This window comes from Rhizobium sp. WYJ-E13, from assembly GCF_018987265.1.
Classification (GTDB): domain Bacteria; phylum Pseudomonadota; class Alphaproteobacteria; order Rhizobiales; family Rhizobiaceae; genus Rhizobium.
Genome location: NZ_CP076853.1, coordinates 268,621 through 287,407 on the forward strand (window position 1 = coordinate 268,621; position 18,787 = coordinate 287,407).

The following is an 18,787-nucleotide window of genomic DNA, read 5'->3' on the forward strand; positions in this document are numbered from 1 at the left end:
GAGGGAAGGGCCGAACATGACGTTTCGCCGGGCAGGACACATCCAAGGATGGGTGGCTGCGGCCACGATCGCAATCGCCGGCATGGTCGTGCCGGCAGCGGCGGATGCCGGCATGGGTTATGCCGTCGTCCCGACGACGATCATCTATCCCGGCGACACGATTTCGAGCGCCCAGCTTCAGGAAGTCGAGGTCACCAACCCCAACCTCTCCGGAGACTATGCAAAGTCGGTCTCCCAGGTCGAGGGGCTTGTCTCCAAGCGCACGCTCCTGCCGGGCCGAACGATTTCGGTCTCCGCCCTGCGCGAGCCCTACACGGTCACACGCGGTTCCAATATCCGCCTGGTCTTCCAGCTTGGCCAGATGACCATTTCCGCTGCCGGCTCACCTCTCGAAGATGGTGCGACCGGCCAGATGATCCGTGCACGCAATATGGATTCCGGTGTTATCGTCAGCGGCACCGTGCTCGCCGACGGTACGGTCCATGTGAGGGCAAAATGAAGTTCTTCTTTCGCATCCTCAGCCTGGTTGCGGTTTTGGCGATGAGCCTGACCGATGTCGCGCCCGCCTGGGCGCTGACATCCCGCATCAAGGACATTGCCTCGCTGCAGGCCGGCCGTGACAACCAGCTTATCGGCTACGGCCTTATTGTCGGTCTGCAGGGCACCGGTGACGGTTTCCGTGCTTCGCCCTTCACCGAGCAGTCCATGCGCGCGATGCTGCAGAACCTCGGCATCTCCACGCAGGGCAGCCAGTCGAACGCCAAGAATACGGCGGCCGTCATGGTCACCGCCAACCTGCCGCCCTTCGCAAGCCCGGGCAGCCGCATCGATGTAACGGTCAGTTCGCTCGGCGATGCGACCTCGCTGCGTGGCGGTACGCTCATCATGACCTCGCTGTCGGGCGCCGACGGCCAGATCTATGCCGTTGCCCAGGGCGCCGCGATCGTCACCGGCTTTCAGGCCCAGGGACAGGCGGCGACCTTAACCGAAGGTGTGACGACAGCCGGTCGCGTGCCGGGCGGCGCGATCATCGAGCGCGAATTGCCGTCCCGCTTCAAGGATTCGGTCAACCTCGTCCTGCAGCTCCGCAACCCCGATTTCTCTACGGCGATCCGCATCGCCGATATCGTCAACGGCTATGCCAAGGCACGCTTTGGCGGTCCGGTTGCCGAAGCCAAAGATTCGCAGGAAGTCATCATCGAGAAGCCGCGCGAGGCCGACCTGACGCGTCTGATGGCCGATATCGAAAATCTCGTGGTCGAGACCGATACACCGGCGAAGGTCGTCATTAACGAACGCACCGGCACGATCGTCATCGGCTCGGATGTTCGGGTCTCGCCGGTCGCCGTCAGCTACGGTACATTGACCGTGCAGGTCACCGAAACGCCGCAGATCATCCAGCCCGAGCCCTTCTCGCGCGGTGAGACCGCTGTTCAGCCGCAGACGGATATCCAGGCGCAGAAAACCGGCGGGCGGGTTGCGATCATCGACGGTCCTGACCTGCGCACTCTCGTAGCCGGTCTCAACAATATCGGTGTCAAACCGGATGGCATCATCGCCATTCTCCAGGGCATTAAATCTGCGGGCGCCCTGCAGGCGGAGCTTGTGCTGCAATGAGCAAGATCACGAACCCGATCGTCGAACTTTTGCGCCGGATGGCATTGCCGGCCGCAGGCCTCGTGCTGCTTTCCATTCCCGGCGCTTTCGCCCAGGAGGTGGCGCCGGCGGGCGACATCACCTCGACGGACGAGGTCAAGCAGTTCTGCACGAATATCGCCGATCCAGCCCGCGATCAGCGCTATCTCCTGCAGAAGCAGGAGCTCGAGAAGCTGCGCGCAGATATCGACAGCCGCATTGCCGAGATGGATAAGCGCAAGGCTGAATATCAGGACTGGCTGAAGCGGCGCGACGATTTCCTCAAGCAGGCTGAGGCCGGCCTGACAGATATCTACAAGAAGATGAAGCCGGATGCGGCGGCACTGCAACTGCAGGACGTCAGGCCCGAACTGGCCGCCGCCGTCATCATGCGGCTCGGGCCGCGCCAGTCGAGCCTGATCCTGAATGAGATGGATTCCACCAAGGCTGCCAACATCGCCGGCATCATCGCAAGTGCGTCTGATCCCAATACCTCGAAGGATCCTTCATGAATAAGCGTTTACCGGCTGCGATCGCCGCCGTCGCCCTCCTTGCAGGCTGCCAGTCCACGGCAGTCAACGAGATCGGCCGCGCGCCTGCCATGAGCCCGATCGGCAGCGGTCTCGCCTACGGCCAGACGCCGCAGATGGGACTCTATCCGAAGCAGCCGCGTGCGGTGGCCCAGGGTTATTCGCTGTGGAGCGATTCGCAGGCCGCGCTCTTCAAGGATGCGCGCGCGCTCAACGTCGGCGATATCCTGACGGTCGATATCCAGATCAATGACAAGGGATCCTTCGACAACGAGACCAATCGCAGCCGCAAGAATTCGAGTGGTATGGCCTGGGATGTCAACGCCCAGATCTTCGGTTGGACGCCACAATCCAAGACGGATCTGACCTACGGTTCCGACACGAGTACGGACGGCAAGGGCAAGATCGAGCGTACCGACAAGCTCAACCTTCTGGTTGCCGCCGTTGTCACCGGCATTCTCGAAAACGGCAATCTGGTTATCAGCGGTTCGCAGGAAGTTCGCCTGAACCAGGAACTGCGTATCCTCAACGTCGCCGGCATCGTGCGTCCGCAGGACGTTAATTCCGACAACCAGATCTCCTACGACAAGATCGCCGAGGCCCGCATTTCCTACGGTGGCCGCGGCCGCCTGATGGAAGTGCAGCAGCCGCCGCGCGGCCAGCAGGCCGTCGATCTCTTCTCGCCGCTTTGAGGCTGAACCAAGATGGCAGACAACGAAAAAGGCGAAGGCAAAAAGAAGTCGGGCGGCATGGTGATGACGATCATCGGCCTTGCCGTGCTGACGCTCGTCGGCGCCGGTGGCGGCTGGGCCGTCGGCAACATGGTGGCCCCGAATATCCGCAGTGCCGCAGAGGCCGAACAGGCGAAGGAGGCCGAGGCCAGGAAGAAGGCCGAGGGCGGTCTTCCGAAAATCGCCAACGAAGCCAACAACATCGTGCTGCTCGACCCCATCACGTCGAACCTCGCTTATCCCTCGGAAAACTGGATCCGACTCGAGGTGGCGCTGATGTTCAACGGGCCGCCGGATGTCAAGGTCGCCGAGGATATTCACCAGGATATCCTCGCTTACGTCAGGACCGTTTCCCTTCAGCAGATCGAAGGGCCGCGCGGCTTTCAATATCTCAAGGATGACATCCAGGAACGTGTTGACCTTCGCTCTCAAGGGCGCGTATCGAAGGTCATGTTCAGGACCTTTGTCATCGAATGATTCGACTTATAGCTTTCCTTGCTGCCATGATGGCGGTGCCGGAACTGGCGGTGGCCCAGCAGCTGCCGACTGACTTATTGAACATTCCGGTCGACGGCTCCGTCGCCGCCTGGATCATCAGGACATTCGGCCTCCTGACCGTGCTTTCGGTCGCGCCGGGCATCCTCATCATGGTGACGAGCTTCCCGCGCTTCATCATTGCCTTTTCGATCCTGCGTTCGGGCATGGGTCTCTCTTCGACCCCATCGAACATGATCCTTCTCTCGCTCTCGCTGTTCATGACCTTCTATGTCATGTCGCCGACCTTCGACCGGGCCTGGCAGGACGGCGTTCAGCCGCTGCTTGCCAACCAGATCGACGAGGCAACGGCAGTTCAGCGCATTGCCGAGCCGTTCCGCACGTTCATGTCGGCCAATACGCGCGACAAGGATCTCGCGCTCTTCGCCGACCTTGCCCGCGAGCGTGGCCAGAATATCCAGACGACCGAGCCTATCGACTACCGCATCCTGCTGCCCGCCTTCATGATCTCGGAGATCCGGCGCGGCTTCGAAATCGGCTTCCTCATCGTCCTGCCCTTCCTCGTCATCGATCTGATCGTTGCGACGATCACCATGGCCATGGGCATGATGATGCTGCCGCCGACCTCCATCTCACTGCCATTCAAGATCCTGTTCTTCGTGCTGATCGACGGCTGGAACCTTCTGGTCGGCAGTCTTGTGCGTTCCTTCAGCTGACGAGTAGAAGCCAGGCCACCGTCTCGCAGATTTCCTCCTCACAAACGCATAGCCCACCGGATCGCTCCGGTGTGCTATGCGTTTGTGGATGTGACTGAGCAGTCTTAGCTATTCGAACCGAAGGGCTCGGTGCGCGGCGGCAGCGCGGGAACGTCGATATGGTCGGGGCCGAGGCCCTGCTTGGCCCGCTCCGCCATCAGCTCGTAGGCGCGTTCGAGGTGATGGCAGAAGCGCTCGGCATCGAAGAGCGGCGCGATGTAACGCTTCTCCCGCAGATGTGTCTTGTAGCCGGCGACGCGTTGCGGGTTGAGCGCGAGCTCGACAGCCAGATTCTCGTAGGCCTGCAGGTCGTCGGCGACGAGTTCCGGCAGATCGATTGCCCTGAGCAGGCTTTCGCTGACGCGGGAGGCGAAGTTGGTGCCCTTCACTGTCAGAACCGGCAGGCCGCCCCAGAGCTGTTCCGAGGTGGTGGTGTGACCGTTGACGGGGAACGTATCGACACCGAGGTCGGCCGCCTGCTGACGGCTGATGTGTTGTTCATAAGGCGCACGCGGGCAGAAGATGATCCGTTTCGCCGAGACACCATTGGCCTGGAAGCGCGCCAGCAGGTTCTCCTTGTTGCGGGATGTGTTTGCCATCAGCCAGAGCACGCTGTCGGGAGCTCGCTTGAGAATTCTGCACCAACTATCGACCACTTGCGAGGTAATCTTACGGTTACCGTTGAAGGATGCGAAAATGAATGCATCCTCCGGAAGACCGAGCTGCTCGCGCGTGACCGGCTGCGGCCGAGGGCGGTTCGCCGGATCGTTCGGCTGATAGCTTTCCGGCATGCGCAGGAATTTCTCATGGTAGAAGGGCTTGGCGACATCGGGCAGCACCGAATGGTCGCCAATGACATAGTCGAGATCGATATTGACCGTGCTGCCTGGGAAACCCAGCCAGGCGACCTGGATCGGTGCGAGGGGCTGATTGAAGGACGAGGCGCGGCTTCCCGAGGTGTGACCCTTGAGGTCGACCATGATGTCGATGTTCTCGGCACGAACGGCATTCAGGACAGCTGCGTCAGACAGGCCGTATGTATCGACGATCTTGCCCCACCGGCTGCGATCGGTGACGTTCTTCTCGAGAAATTCGGGTTGCGTGTGATCGAAGAGCGTAATTTCGAACCGGTTGCGATCATGAAGCTCAAGAACCCGCTGCAGCAGCTTCATCGTCGCGTGACCGTCCCACAAGTCCGAGGACATATAGCCGATGCGGATCTTGTCGGACCAAGTATGCGGCAGACCGCGTCGATAGCCCACGCGCACCGGGTCCAGCGGCTGCGTACCGATCGTCGCATAGCGATTGAGGTCCTCGTTGCCGCACCAATGCAGATGATAAAACGGGTTGTCCTTCCTCAGCGTATCGACCTCGCCCTTTGCAAGGGCGGCGTCGATAGGCGCTTGATGTTTGTTCGCCTCGTCGAATTCGTTGAATTCGCGCACGCAGACGAGATACAGAAAACGGAAGGCAAGGTTGCCCGGGAAGCGCCGGAAGAGGTTGCGGGCAAGTTGCTGGTTCGTCTCGTCCATGAGGTCGTCGCTGAGCAGCAGCGCGGCGAGACGCATATGATCCGGGTTCATGCTTTCGGACAGGATCTTCTTGAAGGGGCGCAGCAGATCCCGTCGCTGCCGGCGTACATAGATCGTCGCGATAATGTACGCGAGTTCCGCATCCTCCTGCGCCTTGCCGAGATTGCGCATCGCGATCAGCAGGGCATCGTCGTCGTTGCCGGCCTCCAGATGCAGCTTTGCGGCAGTCTTCAGTAATTCGAAGGCGCCTTGGGGAGCGCAGTCGGCCGCCAGGCCAAAAGCCTTGGCCGCGTCGGATTTGAAGCCGAGTTGCAGCAGGTTCTTGGCCAGGAGACCATAGGTCTTGGCATCCTTCTGGGTATCGATGAGTTGGTTGAGTGTCGCGAGGGACTGTGTATAGCGGCCCGCCTGATAATCCCGGGATGCCGCCGAGAACGAAACTTTGCTGTTCAAAACCTAACTCCGTGAGGAAATGTTCCGGCATGAAATGGTGATTGACGGGAGCGCAATCAGGCCGCCCGCAGAATGCAGGTTGCCCGACGATACTATCCCGGCTTCTGCCACACTGGCATTCGAAGCTTGCTTGAAACCGGTGCAGCCGAATGCCCGCTCTCCGGGAAAGCTGCGGCTTCGAAGACGGATTCAAGCAACGTTAACCATGCAATTGAAGCGACCTGGCCGGGAGCCCCGCTTTTAAGAAGTTGGCAAGTATTGGCTGCGAGATTGCGCTGGACATGACGGGTTTGGGCCAAGAAACAAAGGCACCGAGTGGCATGAAGCTGGTCCGTCATCGCCGGTATTTATAGTCCGGTATGTCCTCCTTTTTTGTATCTAGTTTTCTAGGGGACACACTTATGACGAGCATTAACACGAACTCTTCCGCCCAGGCCGCTCTCCAGACGCTGCGCAACGTCAACCAGGGCCTCAACACCACGCAGAACCACGTTTCCACGGGTTACCGCGTCGGCAAGGCGTCCGACAACGCTGCCTACTGGTCGATCGCGACGACCATGCGTTCGGACAACAAGGCTCTTTCGGCCGTTTCCGACGCTCTCGGCCTCGGCGCTGCCAAGGTTGACACCGGTTACACCGCCATGGACAGCGCCATCGACGTCGTCGGCGAAATCAAGGCCAAGCTCGTTGCCGCGACTGAAAACGGCGTCGACAAGGCGAAGGTCCAGGAAGAAATCAAACAGCTGCAGGACCAGCTGGTAAGCGTCGCTCAGTCGGCTTCCTTCTCCGGTGAAAACTGGGTTGCCGGTGCTAACGGCACCACGAAGAGCGTTGTTTCTTCCTTCGTTCGCGACGGTTCGAACGGCGTTTCCGTCAAGATGACCGACTACGTCCTGAACAACACCTCGGTCGGCAACGTTCTGTTCGGCATGAGCGGCGGCCAGATCGAAACCTCCACGGGTATCCTTGGTACGTCCTACGGCGCGACCGGTTCGGTCTACGGCATGGACATCACCAACTTTACCCAGGGTCAGCTCGCAACGGCTCTGACGACCGTTGAAAACGCCCTGAAGGCGATGACCTCTGCCGGTGCAAAGCTCGGCTCGATCTCGACCCGCATCACGATGCAGGACGATTTCGTTTCCGCTCTGTCCGACTCGCTCGACTCCGGTATCGGCCGCCTCGTCGACGCCAACATGGAAGAAGAGTCCTCCAGGCTCTCTGCTCTGCAGACGCAGCAGCAGCTGGCGATCCAGTCGCTCTCGATCGCCAACTCCTCTTCGCAGAACATCCTGTCGCTCTTCCGCTAACAGCGGCTCAGCCACATCGCGAAAAACGTCGAGGCCGGGTAACTCCCGGCCTCGAATGTTTTAACATAGGGTTAATGGAAATGCTTCTAAGTATCAGATATTTTTACGAAATTTCCCTTTAGAATTTAGTTTTCCTTAACCATCTTGCTGTTTTCTAGGCCCATCGAAACGGCGAGTTAACCCTAACGAGAATGGTTAACAGGCATGATGCTGATCGCTGTGGGCCGGCCCAAATCCGGAATGTCCCTTCTTAACATCTGCCAAAAGGGGCAAGCAAACTATGACGAGCATCAACACCAATAACGCTGCAATGGCAGCACTCCAGACGCTGCGTGGCATCAACCAGGGCCTCAACAAGACCCAGGATCATGTGTCCTCCGGTTTCCGCATCGGCAAGGCTGCCGACAACGCTGCCTACTGGTCGATCGCAACGACCATGCGTTCGGACAACAAGGCTCTTTCGGCCGTTTCCGACGCTCTCGGCCTCGGCGCTGCCAAGGTTGACACTGCCTACACCGCCATGGACAGCGCCATCGACGTCGTCGGCGAAATCAAGGCCAAGCTCGTTGCCGCGACTGAAAACGGCGTCGACAAGGCGAAGGTCCAGGAAGAAATCGATCAGCTGCAGGACCAGCTGGTCAGCATCGCTCAGTCGGCTGCCTTTTCCGGTGAAAACTGGGTTGCTGGTGTCAACGGCACCACGAAGAGCGTTGTTTCTTCCTTCGTTCGCGACGGTTCGAACGGCGTTTCCGTCAAGATGACCGACTACGTCCTAAACAACACCTCGGTCGGCAACGTTATGTTCGGCATGAGTGGTGGCCAGGTCGAAACCTCCACGGGTATCCTTGGTACGTCCTACGGCGCGACCGGTTCGGTCTACGGCATGGACATCACCAACTTTACCCAGGGTCAGCTCGCAACGGCTCTGACGACCGTTGAAAACGCCCTGAAGGCGATGACCTCTGCCGGTGCAAAGCTTGGCTCGATCACCACCCGCATCCAGATGCAGGACGACTTCGTTTCCGCTTTGAGCGATTCGATCGACTCCGGTATCGGCCGCCTCGTCGACGCCAACATGGAAGAAGAGTCCTCCAAGCTCTCTGCCCTGCAGACGCAGCAGCAGCTCGCGATCCAGTCGCTCTCGATCGCCAACTCCTCTTCGCAGAACATCCTGTCGCTCTTCCGCGGCTGATAGGATCGCCAAACATAACCCGTCGGGTAACCGGCGGGCCCATACAAATCGAGCCGCGCTCCGATGGAGCGCGGCTTTTTTAATTTACGTTAACGATTGATTAACCATATTGCTGTCATCTGCGTCTCAACGAGACGGCGAGTTAACCAAATTTAAGAATGGGTTAACAGGCATGAAAGCTGATCGCCGTTCCCGGGCGCTATTCCGGAATGTCCCTTTTATTAACGCCTGCCAGCAAGGGGCAATCATTTCATGACAAGCATTTTGACGAACGTCGCGGCTATGGCCGCCCTCCAGACCCTCCGCGGTATCAGCAACAATCTTCAGGATACTCAAGGTCGCGTATCTTCCGGCTATCGCGTTGAAAAGGCGGCAGATAACGCAGCCTATTGGTCGATCGCAACGACCATGCGTTCGGACAACAAGGCCCTCTCGGCCGTCTCCGACGCCCTCGGCCTCGGTGCTGCAAAGGTCGACACGGCTTATACGGCCATGGATAACGCCATCGATGTCGTCAGCGAAATCAAGTCCAAGATCGTCGCCGCAACTGAAAAGGGTGTCGACAAGACCAAGGTCCAGGAAGAAATCAGCCAGCTCCAGGCTCAGCTCATGAGCATCTCGCAGTCGGCTTCCTTCTCCGGTGAGAACTGGGTCGCAGGTAACTCGACCAAGAGCGTCGTTTCCACCTTCGTCCGCGACGGCAACGGCAATGTCTCGGTCAAGACGACCGACTACGTCCTGAACGCGGCTTCCAACGGTAACGTCCTGTTCGGCATGACCACGACCGGCACCATCGATTCGAGCACCGGCATCATCGGCAGTTCCAACGGTACGATCGGCTCGATCTACACCATGAACATCACCTCCTTTGGTCAGACGGAAATCGCTATGGCACTGACGGCAATCGAAGCGGGCCTGGAGGCGATGACGAAGGCAGCCTCTCAGCTTGGCTCCATCTCCAACCGCATCGAGCTGCAGGAGAACTTCGTGGCGGCTCTCGGCGACTCGATCGACTCGGGTGTCGGCCGTCTCGTCGACGCCGACATGGAAGAGGAATCGAGCAGGCTCACGGCACTACAGACGCAGCAGCAGCTGGCGATCCAGTCGCTCTCGATTGCAAACTCCAGCGCTCAGAACGTCCTCACGCTCTTCCGCAGCTAAGCCGGCTGTTGAAGCTGGACCAAACCTTGTGCCGCCAATTTGCGGCAGCCTGGAAACCGCGTCGTTTCGGCGCGGTTTTCCTTTTATTTCAATCATTTGCAAGGCCACCGGTGGCGTTGTCTTAATCCCTGTTTCCGCTCTTGCGAAACTGGTTGATATCAGGTTAACGTTACCGCGAGTTGATTTGTTTTGCGACGCACCGGTGTGGGGGACCCGCCGGAGGCATGAAGCCAGTTCAGTCGCTGCCGGTAAAAACCGGCCTGCCCCTTCATCTTTCCGAGACCATGTCGATGACCGTCAAGATTACCAACGCGGCCGCGGTGAGTGCGCTGGCAGTGCTGCGCAGCATCACTAAAGAATCAACCGACGTACAGCAGCAGATTTCGACGGCGAAGCGGGTCGCGACTGCGGCCGACGATGCGACCTATTGGTCGATCGCGAGCGTCATGCGTGCCGACAGCACCAATCTCGGCACCATCGGCGATGCTCTTGGCCTCGGCGCCGCAAAGGTCGATTCGACCTATACGGCGATGAATTCCGCCATCGATCTCCTCGGCGATCTCAGAGCCAAGCTGGTCGCGGCGCGTGAGCCCGGCGCCGACAAGGACAAGATCAATGCGGAAATCACGGAGTACAAGAACCAGCTGCAGACGATGGTCGAAGGAACGGCATTCGCCGGCGAAAACTGGCTGTTGAACGGCGAGCCCGCGGCACCCCCGCAGTGGAAGATCATCGGCAGCTTCGTGCGCGCCCCGACAGGCGAGTATCAGGCGCAGACCATCGACTTTCCGTCGTCCCAGACCATTCTGATAGACAGGAACAATGCCAATGGCGGCCTGTTCACCAAGGAGATCAACGGCAATGCCGATGGCACGCCCGTCCGCAATTATTACCTGCTGAACGTAAACTCCGCGACGCCGGCGACCGGCACGGAAATCTCCATCAGCAAGTCGACCACCGACTCGCAGCTTACGGATATGCTGACGGCAACGGACGCCATACTCAAGCAGCTTACGAATTCGGCAGCAGGGATTGGTATCATGAAGGCCCGTATCGACGATCAGATCGACTATACCGCAGACCTGTCCGACGCTGTCGACAAGAGCGTCGGTGCCCTCGTCGACACTGATATGGACGAGGCCTCGACCCGCCAGAAGGCTATCGAAACGCAGAAGCAGATGGCCGTTGAAGCGATCTCCATCCTCAATACATCCGCCAGTAAAATTCTCATCCTGCTCGAATAATGATCGGCGCGAGGGCGGCACCATTCATCCTCGCGCAAGTTTGGGTTTCTAGTTTCCGGCATGAAGGCAGCGTCCGAATCCATGCCGGCGACAGGCCCTGAGCCTCTCCCGAACCGGAACGGCATGCCGGCAGGACGATGGTCATTTTTCAAGCGGGGGCATGCCGCGTGCTTCCCGAATACTGGACGGTTTTTTATGAGCATTATGCTTTCCCGGTATTTGAAGGATTTCGGTGAGCCGAGTCCCTCGGCGCCGATCATCGATGTAGATGATTTCGCAGCCGAAACCGCCTCCGCATTTGCGGAGCTGCCGCAGGAGCCTGAAATCGATGTCGAGGCGGCGCGGCGCGAGGCCTATTCCGAAGGCTTCGCGGCGGCAACCATGGAACTGACCGAAAAATACGAAGGCGAAGCCCAGGCTGCCGCCGAAGCGCATGCCCGTGAGATCGAGGAGCTGAAACTCCGCTACGAGATCGAAGCGGCTGCGGTCATTGCTTCCCGTATCCGCGACATGGCCGAAGAGATCGCCACGGTCGTCAGCGAAGTGACTGCGACGGCCATCGCACCCATCATGACCGAAGCGCTCTCGAAAAAAGCAGCCGAAAATCTCGCCGTCCTGCTGCGCGAGGCAATTCTCGACGGCGCTGCGGCCCCAATCACCGTGCGTGGTCCGGCCAAGCTTTTCGGTATTCTCAAGGATGAACTCGGAGAGCACGCCGCATTGGTCCGCCATCATGAGGCTGATGACGTCGACCTTGCTGCCGAGATTGGCGAAACTGTACTCGTGACCCGTATTTCCGCCTGGGCGGCTAGCTTGAAGAAAGTTTCCGAATGAGCGACGGCGAGAACCATCACCACGGTAAGAACGAGATCATCATCGTCAAGAAACATGGCGGTGGAGATCACGATGGCGCCCATGGCGGTGCATGGAAAATTGCCTATGCCGACTTCATGACGGCAATGATGGCCTTCTTCCTCGTCATGTGGCTCGTCAACGCCGCCAACGAGGAAACCAAGGCCTCGATCGCGACCTATTTCAACCCGATCAAACTGTCAGATGAAAAGCCGACCGAGAAGGGCTTGAAGAAGCCTGTCGATCAGGCCGAGGGCGAGCAGAATCAGGAAAAATCGAAGAACAAGGAAGAGAACCCGAACCAGGGCAAGTCTGCAGCCGATGGCGAAGACCAGACCTCGACCTCCGGCGACAAGACCAATTATTCGGAAGCCGATTTCTTCGAAAACCCCTATTCGGTTCTCGCTGAGATTGCCCAGGAAGTCGGCCAGCAGGCGAATGTCAGCGCCAAGGGTGATGGCGGAGCGGCGGATTCAGGCCCGGCGACCGGCGCCGATGGCGGCGAAGCCTATCGCGACCCCTTCGATCCGGATTTTTGGACCAAGCAGGTCGAGGTTACAACCGCCGGCAAGCCGCAGCAGCCTTCGACGCTCGATTCGCAGACCGAGCCGAATGAGCTCGCCAACGCCGAAAATAGCCAGCCCTCCACTCTGCTGAGCAAGGACCCCAATAGCGCTGCCGTCGCCGCCTCGGCAGAAAAGCAGGCCGACAAGAAACAGGACAAGACCAAAGACAAGCAGGCGGACAAGACCAGGGACGCCGACAAGGCCGAAGATAAAGAGGAAGAGGCCAAGCAGGCCGAAGAAAAGCAGCAAGCCAAGGAATTGCAGCAGGAGATTGCCCAGCAGATCGCGGGTGTCGCCGGCAAGCTCGCTGAAGGCCTGACGGTCACGGCGTCCGAAGGCGGCCTGTTGGTGAGCATCTCCGACCAGAACGACGACTCCATGTTCAACATCGGCTCTGCGGTGCCGCGGCAGGAAATGGTCCTCGCGATGCAGAAGATCGGTGCGATCCTGAAGCAGAGGGGAGGGGCTGTCGCCATCCGCGGCCATACGGACGGCCGGCAGTTCAAGGGCGATCTCAACGAGAACTGGCGTCTTTCGATGGATCGTGCCCAGAGCGCCTACTACATGCTTGTTCGCGGCGGCCTTGACGAGAAGCGTATTTCCCAGGTCTCCGGCTTCGCCGACCGTCGTCTGAAGCTGCCCGAGGCCCCCTACGACGCGTCAAACCGCCGGATCGAGATTCTCGTGCAGGCAGATCAAGGATAGTCGCATGACGCGCAGGCAGCATCGCTATTTCAGATATGCGGTCTTCGGTCTGGCGATGATGTCGCCCGCCGTCGGTCGTGCCGCGGATGCGGAAGATCTCGCGCCATACAAGATGCTGCGGTCCCTGCAGTTCGTTCAGGACTCGGTTGTAACAGGCGATCACTCCGCCGGTGAAATGCAGCGCTTCATGCTTGGCAAGATCGATCAGCGCCTGCGAACCGTCGATCCGTCCGTCTACGATGACGACCGCAATGTCGATGCGGCATTGATCTACGTGATGAGCGGCGGTAATCCGCAGACGCTGGAATATCTCGTTTCTCATGACATCAACGGTTACTTCGACAATCGCGTCACCGACGTGTTGCGGAAATATCTGAGCGGCAAGGGCCTGCTCGTCTCCAGGACGCTGGAAGAAACCGCCAAGGAATATGACGGCAAGAAGATCGGCCCCTATCTGGCGCTGATCGGTGGCAACGTGCTGATCGCCACAAAGCCAGCCGACGCCCTAACCATGTATGACAGGGCGCGGCTCAATGCGCCCGGCACCATCGTGGAAGAGGCAGCACTTCGCCGCTCGCTTGCCATCTGCGTGGAAATCGGAGATGTCGACAAGGGGCTTGCCTATTCGCAGCGCTATGTCCGACGCTTTCTTCATTCGCCCTATGCCAGCCAGTTTGCTGATCTCTTCGTGAAGCTGATCGTCAGCCACGACCATGATGTCAATCCGCAGACGGTTGTCGATATTCTGTCCTTCATGGATGCGCCGCGCCAGCGCGAGGTCTATCTGCGTGTCGCGCGCGCTGCCGCGATTGCCGGAAAGCCCGATCTCGCCCGTATGGCCGCCCAGCGCGTTCAGTCGCTGGGCGAGGGGACGGACAATCCTTTCGGACCGCTCGCCGATTTCTACAACGGTATGGCGAACGTTCCTACCGACGACATCGATCAGGCTGCCAAATATATCGCCAACATCTCCGGGGCGTCGCTCTCGCCACAGGACCAGGCGCTGCAGGCTGCTGCAAGATCCGTTGCCGAGCAGATATTGCGGGCTCCGGATCCGGCAAGCCTGACACAAGGCTCCACCCCTAATAGTACTAATCAAGAAATCACTTCTGAACAGGCTGCAGCCGCCACGGCTGCGCAACCGGAAAGAGCGCAGGCCGCTGCTCCGGAACCTGTTGTCGAAGGCACGGCTTCTGCTGGCTCGGGAGGCCAGGATGTCGATCCTTCATTCACCTCGTTCGTGACGACCAATCGATCCAAGCTCGACGAAATCGACGGTCTCCTGGCCCAAGAAGGCAAGTAAGATGATGATGGATATCAGCGTCTCGGGCGGAGCGCCCGGCACGGGTGCGTCTGCGTCCGTAGGAACCGGTAGGCAGGCCGGCAAGGGCGAGGTTGCCGATCGGAACGGTGGCTTCTCCGATGTCCTCTCCAAGGCCGGCAATGCCGATCAGGATGCAGATACCGTTGATACGTCCGACCCGCAGGCCGCTGACGAGACCGCCGCGCACAACCTGCGCGGCCGCAATCCGAAGCCGCTGATCGATCTGAACGACGCCTCGCTCAAGGGACAGGTAGACGTCCAGCCCGAAATTGTCGCAGACGCCGGCAAGATGCCTGTGAAGTCCGAAAAGGACCAGGGTAAGAACAATGCTGTCTTTGGGTTGGGCAAGCCGCGCGCCAAGGAGCAGGCAGCCGAGACCGTCGCGCAAACGGTGGTCAAGCCCGCCAAGCACACCAAGACTGATGAGCTTGATGGCGATACCGATATCGATGCAGGTGCGGCTAGCGAAGCCGGCGACGGCAATATTACCGATGTCCTCGGCCTTTTGAAGCAGGAGCCCGGTAATGCCGCGGCTGTCCTCCAGGCTTCCGCTCACCATGCCGTCGCGAAGGCGGACAACGCTGCGGCCGGCAAGAAAGACGCCAAGGCCGAAAGTGTAAACGGTGCCAAGGCTGATGCGCATGTGTCGGACGCATTGGCAGCCGTTGCCTCGCATGGCAATGACGTGCATGTGTCGGGAACGGAGAATGCTGAAGGTGTCGACGGGAAAACGTTCAGGATCAGCCGCGCCGATGGCCGTGGCCAGACGATGGACATGCAGATCGGCGCTGAACAGCCGGGCTCCGAGAAATCGACAAAGACGAGCGTTGAAAATGTTTCCGTTCTCGAATCTCGCCGCTATCTCGGCCTGGTACAGAATCCGAATTCCGCAACCGTGACAGCGGCACTTTCGGGCGACAGCGAATGGGCGCACGCCATGCAGCCGAGTTCTGCCCTGTCGAACGCCGCCGAATGGACGAGCACCGGCAAGGTGGTGAACACCCTCAAGATCCAGATGAGCCCGATCGATCTCGGCCTCGTCACGGCCACGATGCGTCTGTCAGGCGATACGCTGAACGTCGACCTCAAGGTCGAAACCGGCCAGGCTTACCGCCAACTCAAGGAAGATCACGGCAAGATTCTCGAGGCGCTGCGCAGCCAGGGCTACGCGGTCGATAACGTGACCATCAGCATGGCCCCCGTCGAGCGAACAGATGCCGGTAATCAGGCAAACAGCCAGGGACAGGCTTCCCAGCAGCAATCGCTTGCCCAGCAGGGGCAGGGCCAAGGCGGCGAGGCGCGCGAGCGCCAGAACCAGACAGCACAGCAGACGGATGGAGGCTTCAATGGTGTGGGCGGGAACGGTGTTGAGAACGCTTCTGCTGTCGATGCTGGCAGCAGCCGCTCTGGCAGCGTCTACCTCTAGCGTATCGGCCTCCACAGGCGCCTGTGAGCGTGAAATTCAGTCTGCAGCGGCCAAATACGGGATTCCCGAGGGAATTCTCTATTCGGTCGGATTGACGGAAACCGGGCGCAAGGGATCGCTCTATCCCTATGCCATGAACGTGGAAGGGAAGGCTCTGTTTCCATCCTCCGAGCAGGCCGCGCTGCGGCAGTTCGACACCGCCAGCAGAGGCGGCGCGAAGCTCATCGATATCGGATGTATGCAGATCAATCACTATTTTCACGGCGAAAACTTCAGTTCCGTGGAGGAAATGTTCGATCCTCATCGCAACGTGGAATATGCCGCAAAGTTCTTGCGCAACCTTCACGACCGCCATGAGACATGGACGATGGCGGTAGCAAGGTACCACGCAGGACCGAACAACAATCCGGCGCAGAAGCAGTATGTCTGCCGCGTCATCGCAAATCTGGTTGCCACCGGCTACGGCAAGTGGACTCCCAATGCGAGCAATTTCTGCGAAAATTAATTCAATTAATAATTGAATCGGCCAATTATGACCGAACTGTGTCAGAGTGTGGCAGGAATTCGGCATGAAACCCGCTTGCAAGATGTAATTAAGTGGACGTTAACTTTTCCACGAAATTTTTGTGTGCATAACGACGTCGACCTACTACATCTAGATCAAATCGGCACCCAATTCTTAATCAATTATTAATTTCTGCCATTAACTTTCACGAGTAGCCGCTGATTCGCGCGATTCGTATCCATAGATCATCGATGTGCCACACTGATTCGGAGGCGGACGAATGATCGTAGTGGTTGATGAGCGTGAGCTCGTGAAGGATGGTTACACTTCTCTGTTTGGCCGTGAGGGCATTCCCTCGACCGGCTTTGATCCCAATGAATTCGGCGAATGGGTACAGACGGCGGCTGATTCGGATATCGCTGCGGTCGAGGCCTTCCTGATCGGCCAGGGCCAGCGCGCCCTGGAGTTGCCGCGCGCGATCAGGGATCGCTCGATGGCGCCTGTGATCGCTGTCAGCGACCAGCCGTCGCTCGAAAACACGCTTGCCCTTTTCGACTGCGGCGTAGACGACGTTGTACGCAAACCGGTGCATCCGCGTGAGATTCTCGCGCGTGCCGCTGCAATCCGTCGTCGTCTGAAGGCGATCGCCAACCATACCGACATCGGTGCCATCCGCGTCTTCTCCGATGGGCGCGATCCGGAAATCAACGGCGAGGTCTTTGCTCTGCCGCGCCGCGAGCGCCGCATCCTCGAATACTTGATTGCCAATCGTGGCCGTCGCGTCACCAAGACCCAGATCTTCAATGCGATCTACGGCATTTTCGACGAGGAAGTCGAAGAAAACGTCGTCGAAAGCCACATCTCCAAGCTGCGCAAGAAGTTGCGCAAGAAGCTCGGTGTCGATCCGGTCGATTCCAAGCGCTTCCTTGGCTATTGCATTGATTGGAATTGATTTTTTCGGCGCGGGTCGTGCCGCGCGGGAAAGCCGGAATATTTCGATCGGTGACCCGGCATAACAGACAGCTTCACGCAAGGCCCGCCAAATACTGTTGTATTTAACAGGTAAAACGAGGTTTTCAGATGAGCATTTTCGGCAGCATGAAGACGGCAGTATCGGGGATGAACGCGCAGGCAAACCGCCTCAGCACCGTCTCCGATAACATCGCGAACGTTAACACCACCGGTTACAAAGCTGTTTCGACCGCGTTCTCGTCGCTGGTCCTGCCATCAGGCGCCGGCAACTACAACTCGGGCGGTGTTTCAACGACGGTTCGCCAGGCCGTTTCCGACCAGGGTGATATCTCCTACACGACCTCGGGCTACGACCTCGCCATTTCCGGCGACGGCTTCTTCATCGTTCAGGGTGCCGATAACGTTCCGGTCCTGACGCGCGCCGGCGACTTCACCAAGGACGACAACGGCAACCTCGTCAACTCGGCCGGCTTCACGCTGATGGGCTATCCGTGGGGCGCTTCGGCTCCGGCCGTCGTCGTCAACGGCTTTGACGGCCTCGTTCCGATCAACGTTCTCGGCGACCAGAAGCTGGAAGCGGTTCCGACTGCGAACGGTACATGGACCGGCAACCTGAAGCCCGGCGCAAAGATTGTGACGGTTCCGGCCAACCTGCCAAGCGCAAACGCCGCCACGGCGACCACGGACACGCAGAAGTATTCGATAGTCACCTATGACAAGCTCGGCAGCAAGGTGATGTACGACATCTACTATACGAGGGTTCCCGATCCTGCAGCGGGCACGACCCAGTGGGAAATGGCGGTCTACCGCAATGCCGATAAGGCGACGACGGGCACCAGCTCGTTCCCCTATTCCTCGGCGGCGGTCAATGTCACCACTATCCAGTTCAACGACAAAGGTCAGATGACGGTCCCGGCGGCTCCGTCGACGACAAACATCGTCGATCCGACGACGGGCCTCACCATCAGCATGAAGCTCGATCTCTCCCAGGTCGGCGACAATTTCTCGGGTTCGGGTAATGTCGACGGACAGGGCGCGAATTCGCCGGTCGATATCACAATCGATGCCGACGGTATCGTCTACTCCAAGTATGACGATGGCAGCACCAAGCCGGTCTTCCAGATTCCGCTCGCCAACGTTCCAAGCCCGGACCTGCTGACGCTGATGTCGGGGAACGTTTACTCCGCCAACGGCAAGTCCGGCGTGACCGTCACCGGTTTCCCGCAGACCAGCGGCTTCGGCAAGATTCAGTCGGGCGCCCTCGAAGGCTCGAACGTCGACCTCGCCGGTGAGCTGACCGAAATGATCGAATCCCAGCGCAGCTACACCGCCAACTCCAAGGTGTTCCAGACGGGTTCCGATCTCATGGACGTTCTCGTCAACCTCAAGCGTTAATAAG

The 18,787-nt window shown here is 59.1% G+C and carries 18 protein-coding genes; 17 read left to right on the forward strand and 1 reads right to left on the reverse strand.

Annotated features, from left to right (window positions below; genetic code table 11):
- Positions 1 to 16: 16 nt before the first annotated feature.
- Genes flgA through fliP form a run of 6 tightly spaced genes read left to right on the forward strand, consistent with a single transcriptional unit; the run spans position 17 to position 4,107 of the window.
- Entirely contained in the window at positions 17 to 499 is a 483-nt protein-coding gene (flgA, locus tag KQ933_RS01340) for a flagellar basal body P-ring formation chaperone FlgA (protein ID WP_216757030.1), read from the forward strand.
- The gene (locus tag KQ933_RS01345) at positions 496 to 1,617 is read left to right on the forward strand and encodes a flagellar basal body P-ring protein FlgI (protein ID WP_216757031.1); all 1,122 of its coding nucleotides are present in this window, start codon (positions 496 to 498) and stop codon (positions 1,615 to 1,617) included. Before flgA ends, KQ933_RS01345 begins: the two co-directional genes overlap by 4 nt.
- Positions 1,614 to 2,147 carry a MotE family protein gene (locus tag KQ933_RS01350; RefSeq protein ID WP_216757032.1) on the forward strand — a complete coding sequence of 178 codons (534 nt, stop codon included), beginning with the start codon at positions 1,614 to 1,616 and terminating at the stop codon, positions 2,145 to 2,147. Before KQ933_RS01345 ends, KQ933_RS01350 begins: the two co-directional genes overlap by 4 nt.
- Positions 2,144 to 2,857, forward strand: a complete 714-nt coding sequence (gene flgH, locus KQ933_RS01355; RefSeq protein WP_216757033.1) for a flagellar basal body L-ring protein FlgH — start codon at positions 2,144 to 2,146, stop codon at positions 2,855 to 2,857. The genes KQ933_RS01350 and flgH overlap by 4 nt, the downstream gene beginning before the upstream one ends.
- Before the next feature lie 12 nt (positions 2,858 to 2,869).
- The gene (locus tag KQ933_RS01360; protein WP_216757034.1) at positions 2,870 to 3,373 is read left to right on the forward strand and encodes a flagellar basal body-associated FliL family protein; all 504 of its coding nucleotides are present in this window, start codon (positions 2,870 to 2,872) and stop codon (positions 3,371 to 3,373) included.
- Complete coding sequence (gene fliP, locus KQ933_RS01365; RefSeq protein ID WP_183728579.1) at positions 3,370 to 4,107, forward strand: flagellar type III secretion system pore protein FliP; 738 nt, start codon at positions 3,370 to 3,372, stop codon at positions 4,105 to 4,107. Before KQ933_RS01360 ends, fliP begins: the two co-directional genes overlap by 4 nt.
- Positions 4,108 to 4,211: 104 nt before the next feature.
- Here fliP and KQ933_RS01370 read toward each other — a convergent pair whose 3' ends face one another.
- Entirely contained in the window at positions 4,212 to 6,131 is a 1,920-nt protein-coding gene (locus KQ933_RS01370; protein WP_216757035.1) for a glycosyl transferase, read from the reverse strand.
- Positions 6,132 to 6,532: 401 nt separating this feature from the next.
- On the opposite strand from KQ933_RS01370, the gene KQ933_RS01375 reads away from it, so the two are divergent.
- From KQ933_RS01375 to KQ933_RS01425, 11 genes are all read left to right on the forward strand, one after another.
- Positions 6,533 to 7,441 (forward strand): flagellin, encoded by a 909-nt coding sequence (locus tag KQ933_RS01375; RefSeq protein ID WP_216757036.1) that lies wholly within the window; start codon positions 6,533 to 6,535, stop codon positions 7,439 to 7,441.
- 280 nt (positions 7,442 to 7,721) lie between these two features.
- Positions 7,722 to 8,633, forward strand: coding sequence for a flagellin (locus KQ933_RS01380; protein WP_216757037.1), 912 nt, complete (start codon positions 7,722 to 7,724; stop codon positions 8,631 to 8,633).
- A gap of 252 nt (positions 8,634 to 8,885) precedes the next feature.
- Positions 8,886 to 9,794: a flagellin gene (locus tag KQ933_RS01385; RefSeq protein WP_216757038.1), complete on the forward strand. Its 909-nt coding sequence runs from the start codon at positions 8,886 to 8,888 to the stop codon at positions 9,792 to 9,794.
- 290 nt (positions 9,795 to 10,084) lie between these two features.
- Positions 10,085 to 11,038: a flagellin gene (locus KQ933_RS01390; protein WP_216758803.1), complete on the forward strand. Its 954-nt coding sequence runs from the start codon at positions 10,085 to 10,087 to the stop codon at positions 11,036 to 11,038.
- A gap of 195 nt (positions 11,039 to 11,233) precedes the next feature.
- Positions 11,234 to 11,872: a hypothetical protein gene (locus KQ933_RS01395; protein WP_216757039.1), complete on the forward strand. Its 639-nt coding sequence runs from the start codon at positions 11,234 to 11,236 to the stop codon at positions 11,870 to 11,872.
- Entirely contained in the window at positions 11,869 to 13,161 is a 1,293-nt protein-coding gene (locus KQ933_RS01400) for a MotB family protein (protein ID WP_216757040.1), read from the forward strand. Before KQ933_RS01395 ends, KQ933_RS01400 begins: the two co-directional genes overlap by 4 nt.
- A 4-nt stretch (positions 13,162 to 13,165) precedes the next feature.
- On the forward strand, positions 13,166 to 14,464 hold the full coding sequence (motC, locus tag KQ933_RS01405) for a chemotaxis protein MotC (RefSeq protein WP_216757041.1): 1,299 nt from the start codon (positions 13,166 to 13,168) through the stop codon (positions 14,462 to 14,464).
- Positions 14,465 to 14,468: 4 nt separating this feature from the next.
- Positions 14,469 to 15,911 carry a flagellar hook-length control protein FliK gene (locus KQ933_RS01410; protein ID WP_216758804.1) on the forward strand — a complete coding sequence of 481 codons (1,443 nt, stop codon included), beginning with the start codon at positions 14,469 to 14,471 and terminating at the stop codon, positions 15,909 to 15,911.
- Entirely contained in the window at positions 15,853 to 16,416 is a 564-nt protein-coding gene (locus tag KQ933_RS01415) for a lytic transglycosylase domain-containing protein (RefSeq protein WP_216757042.1), read from the forward strand. The genes KQ933_RS01410 and KQ933_RS01415 overlap by 59 nt, the downstream gene beginning before the upstream one ends.
- Positions 16,417 to 16,696: 280 nt before the next feature.
- Positions 16,697 to 17,368, forward strand: a complete 672-nt coding sequence (locus tag KQ933_RS01420) for a winged helix-turn-helix domain-containing protein (protein ID WP_216757043.1) — start codon at positions 16,697 to 16,699, stop codon at positions 17,366 to 17,368.
- Positions 17,369 to 17,496: 128 nt separating this feature from the next.
- Positions 17,497 to 18,783 (forward strand): flagellar hook protein FlgE, encoded by a 1,287-nt coding sequence (locus KQ933_RS01425; RefSeq protein WP_216757044.1) that lies wholly within the window; start codon positions 17,497 to 17,499, stop codon positions 18,781 to 18,783.
- Positions 18,784 to 18,787: the final 4 nt, after the last annotated feature.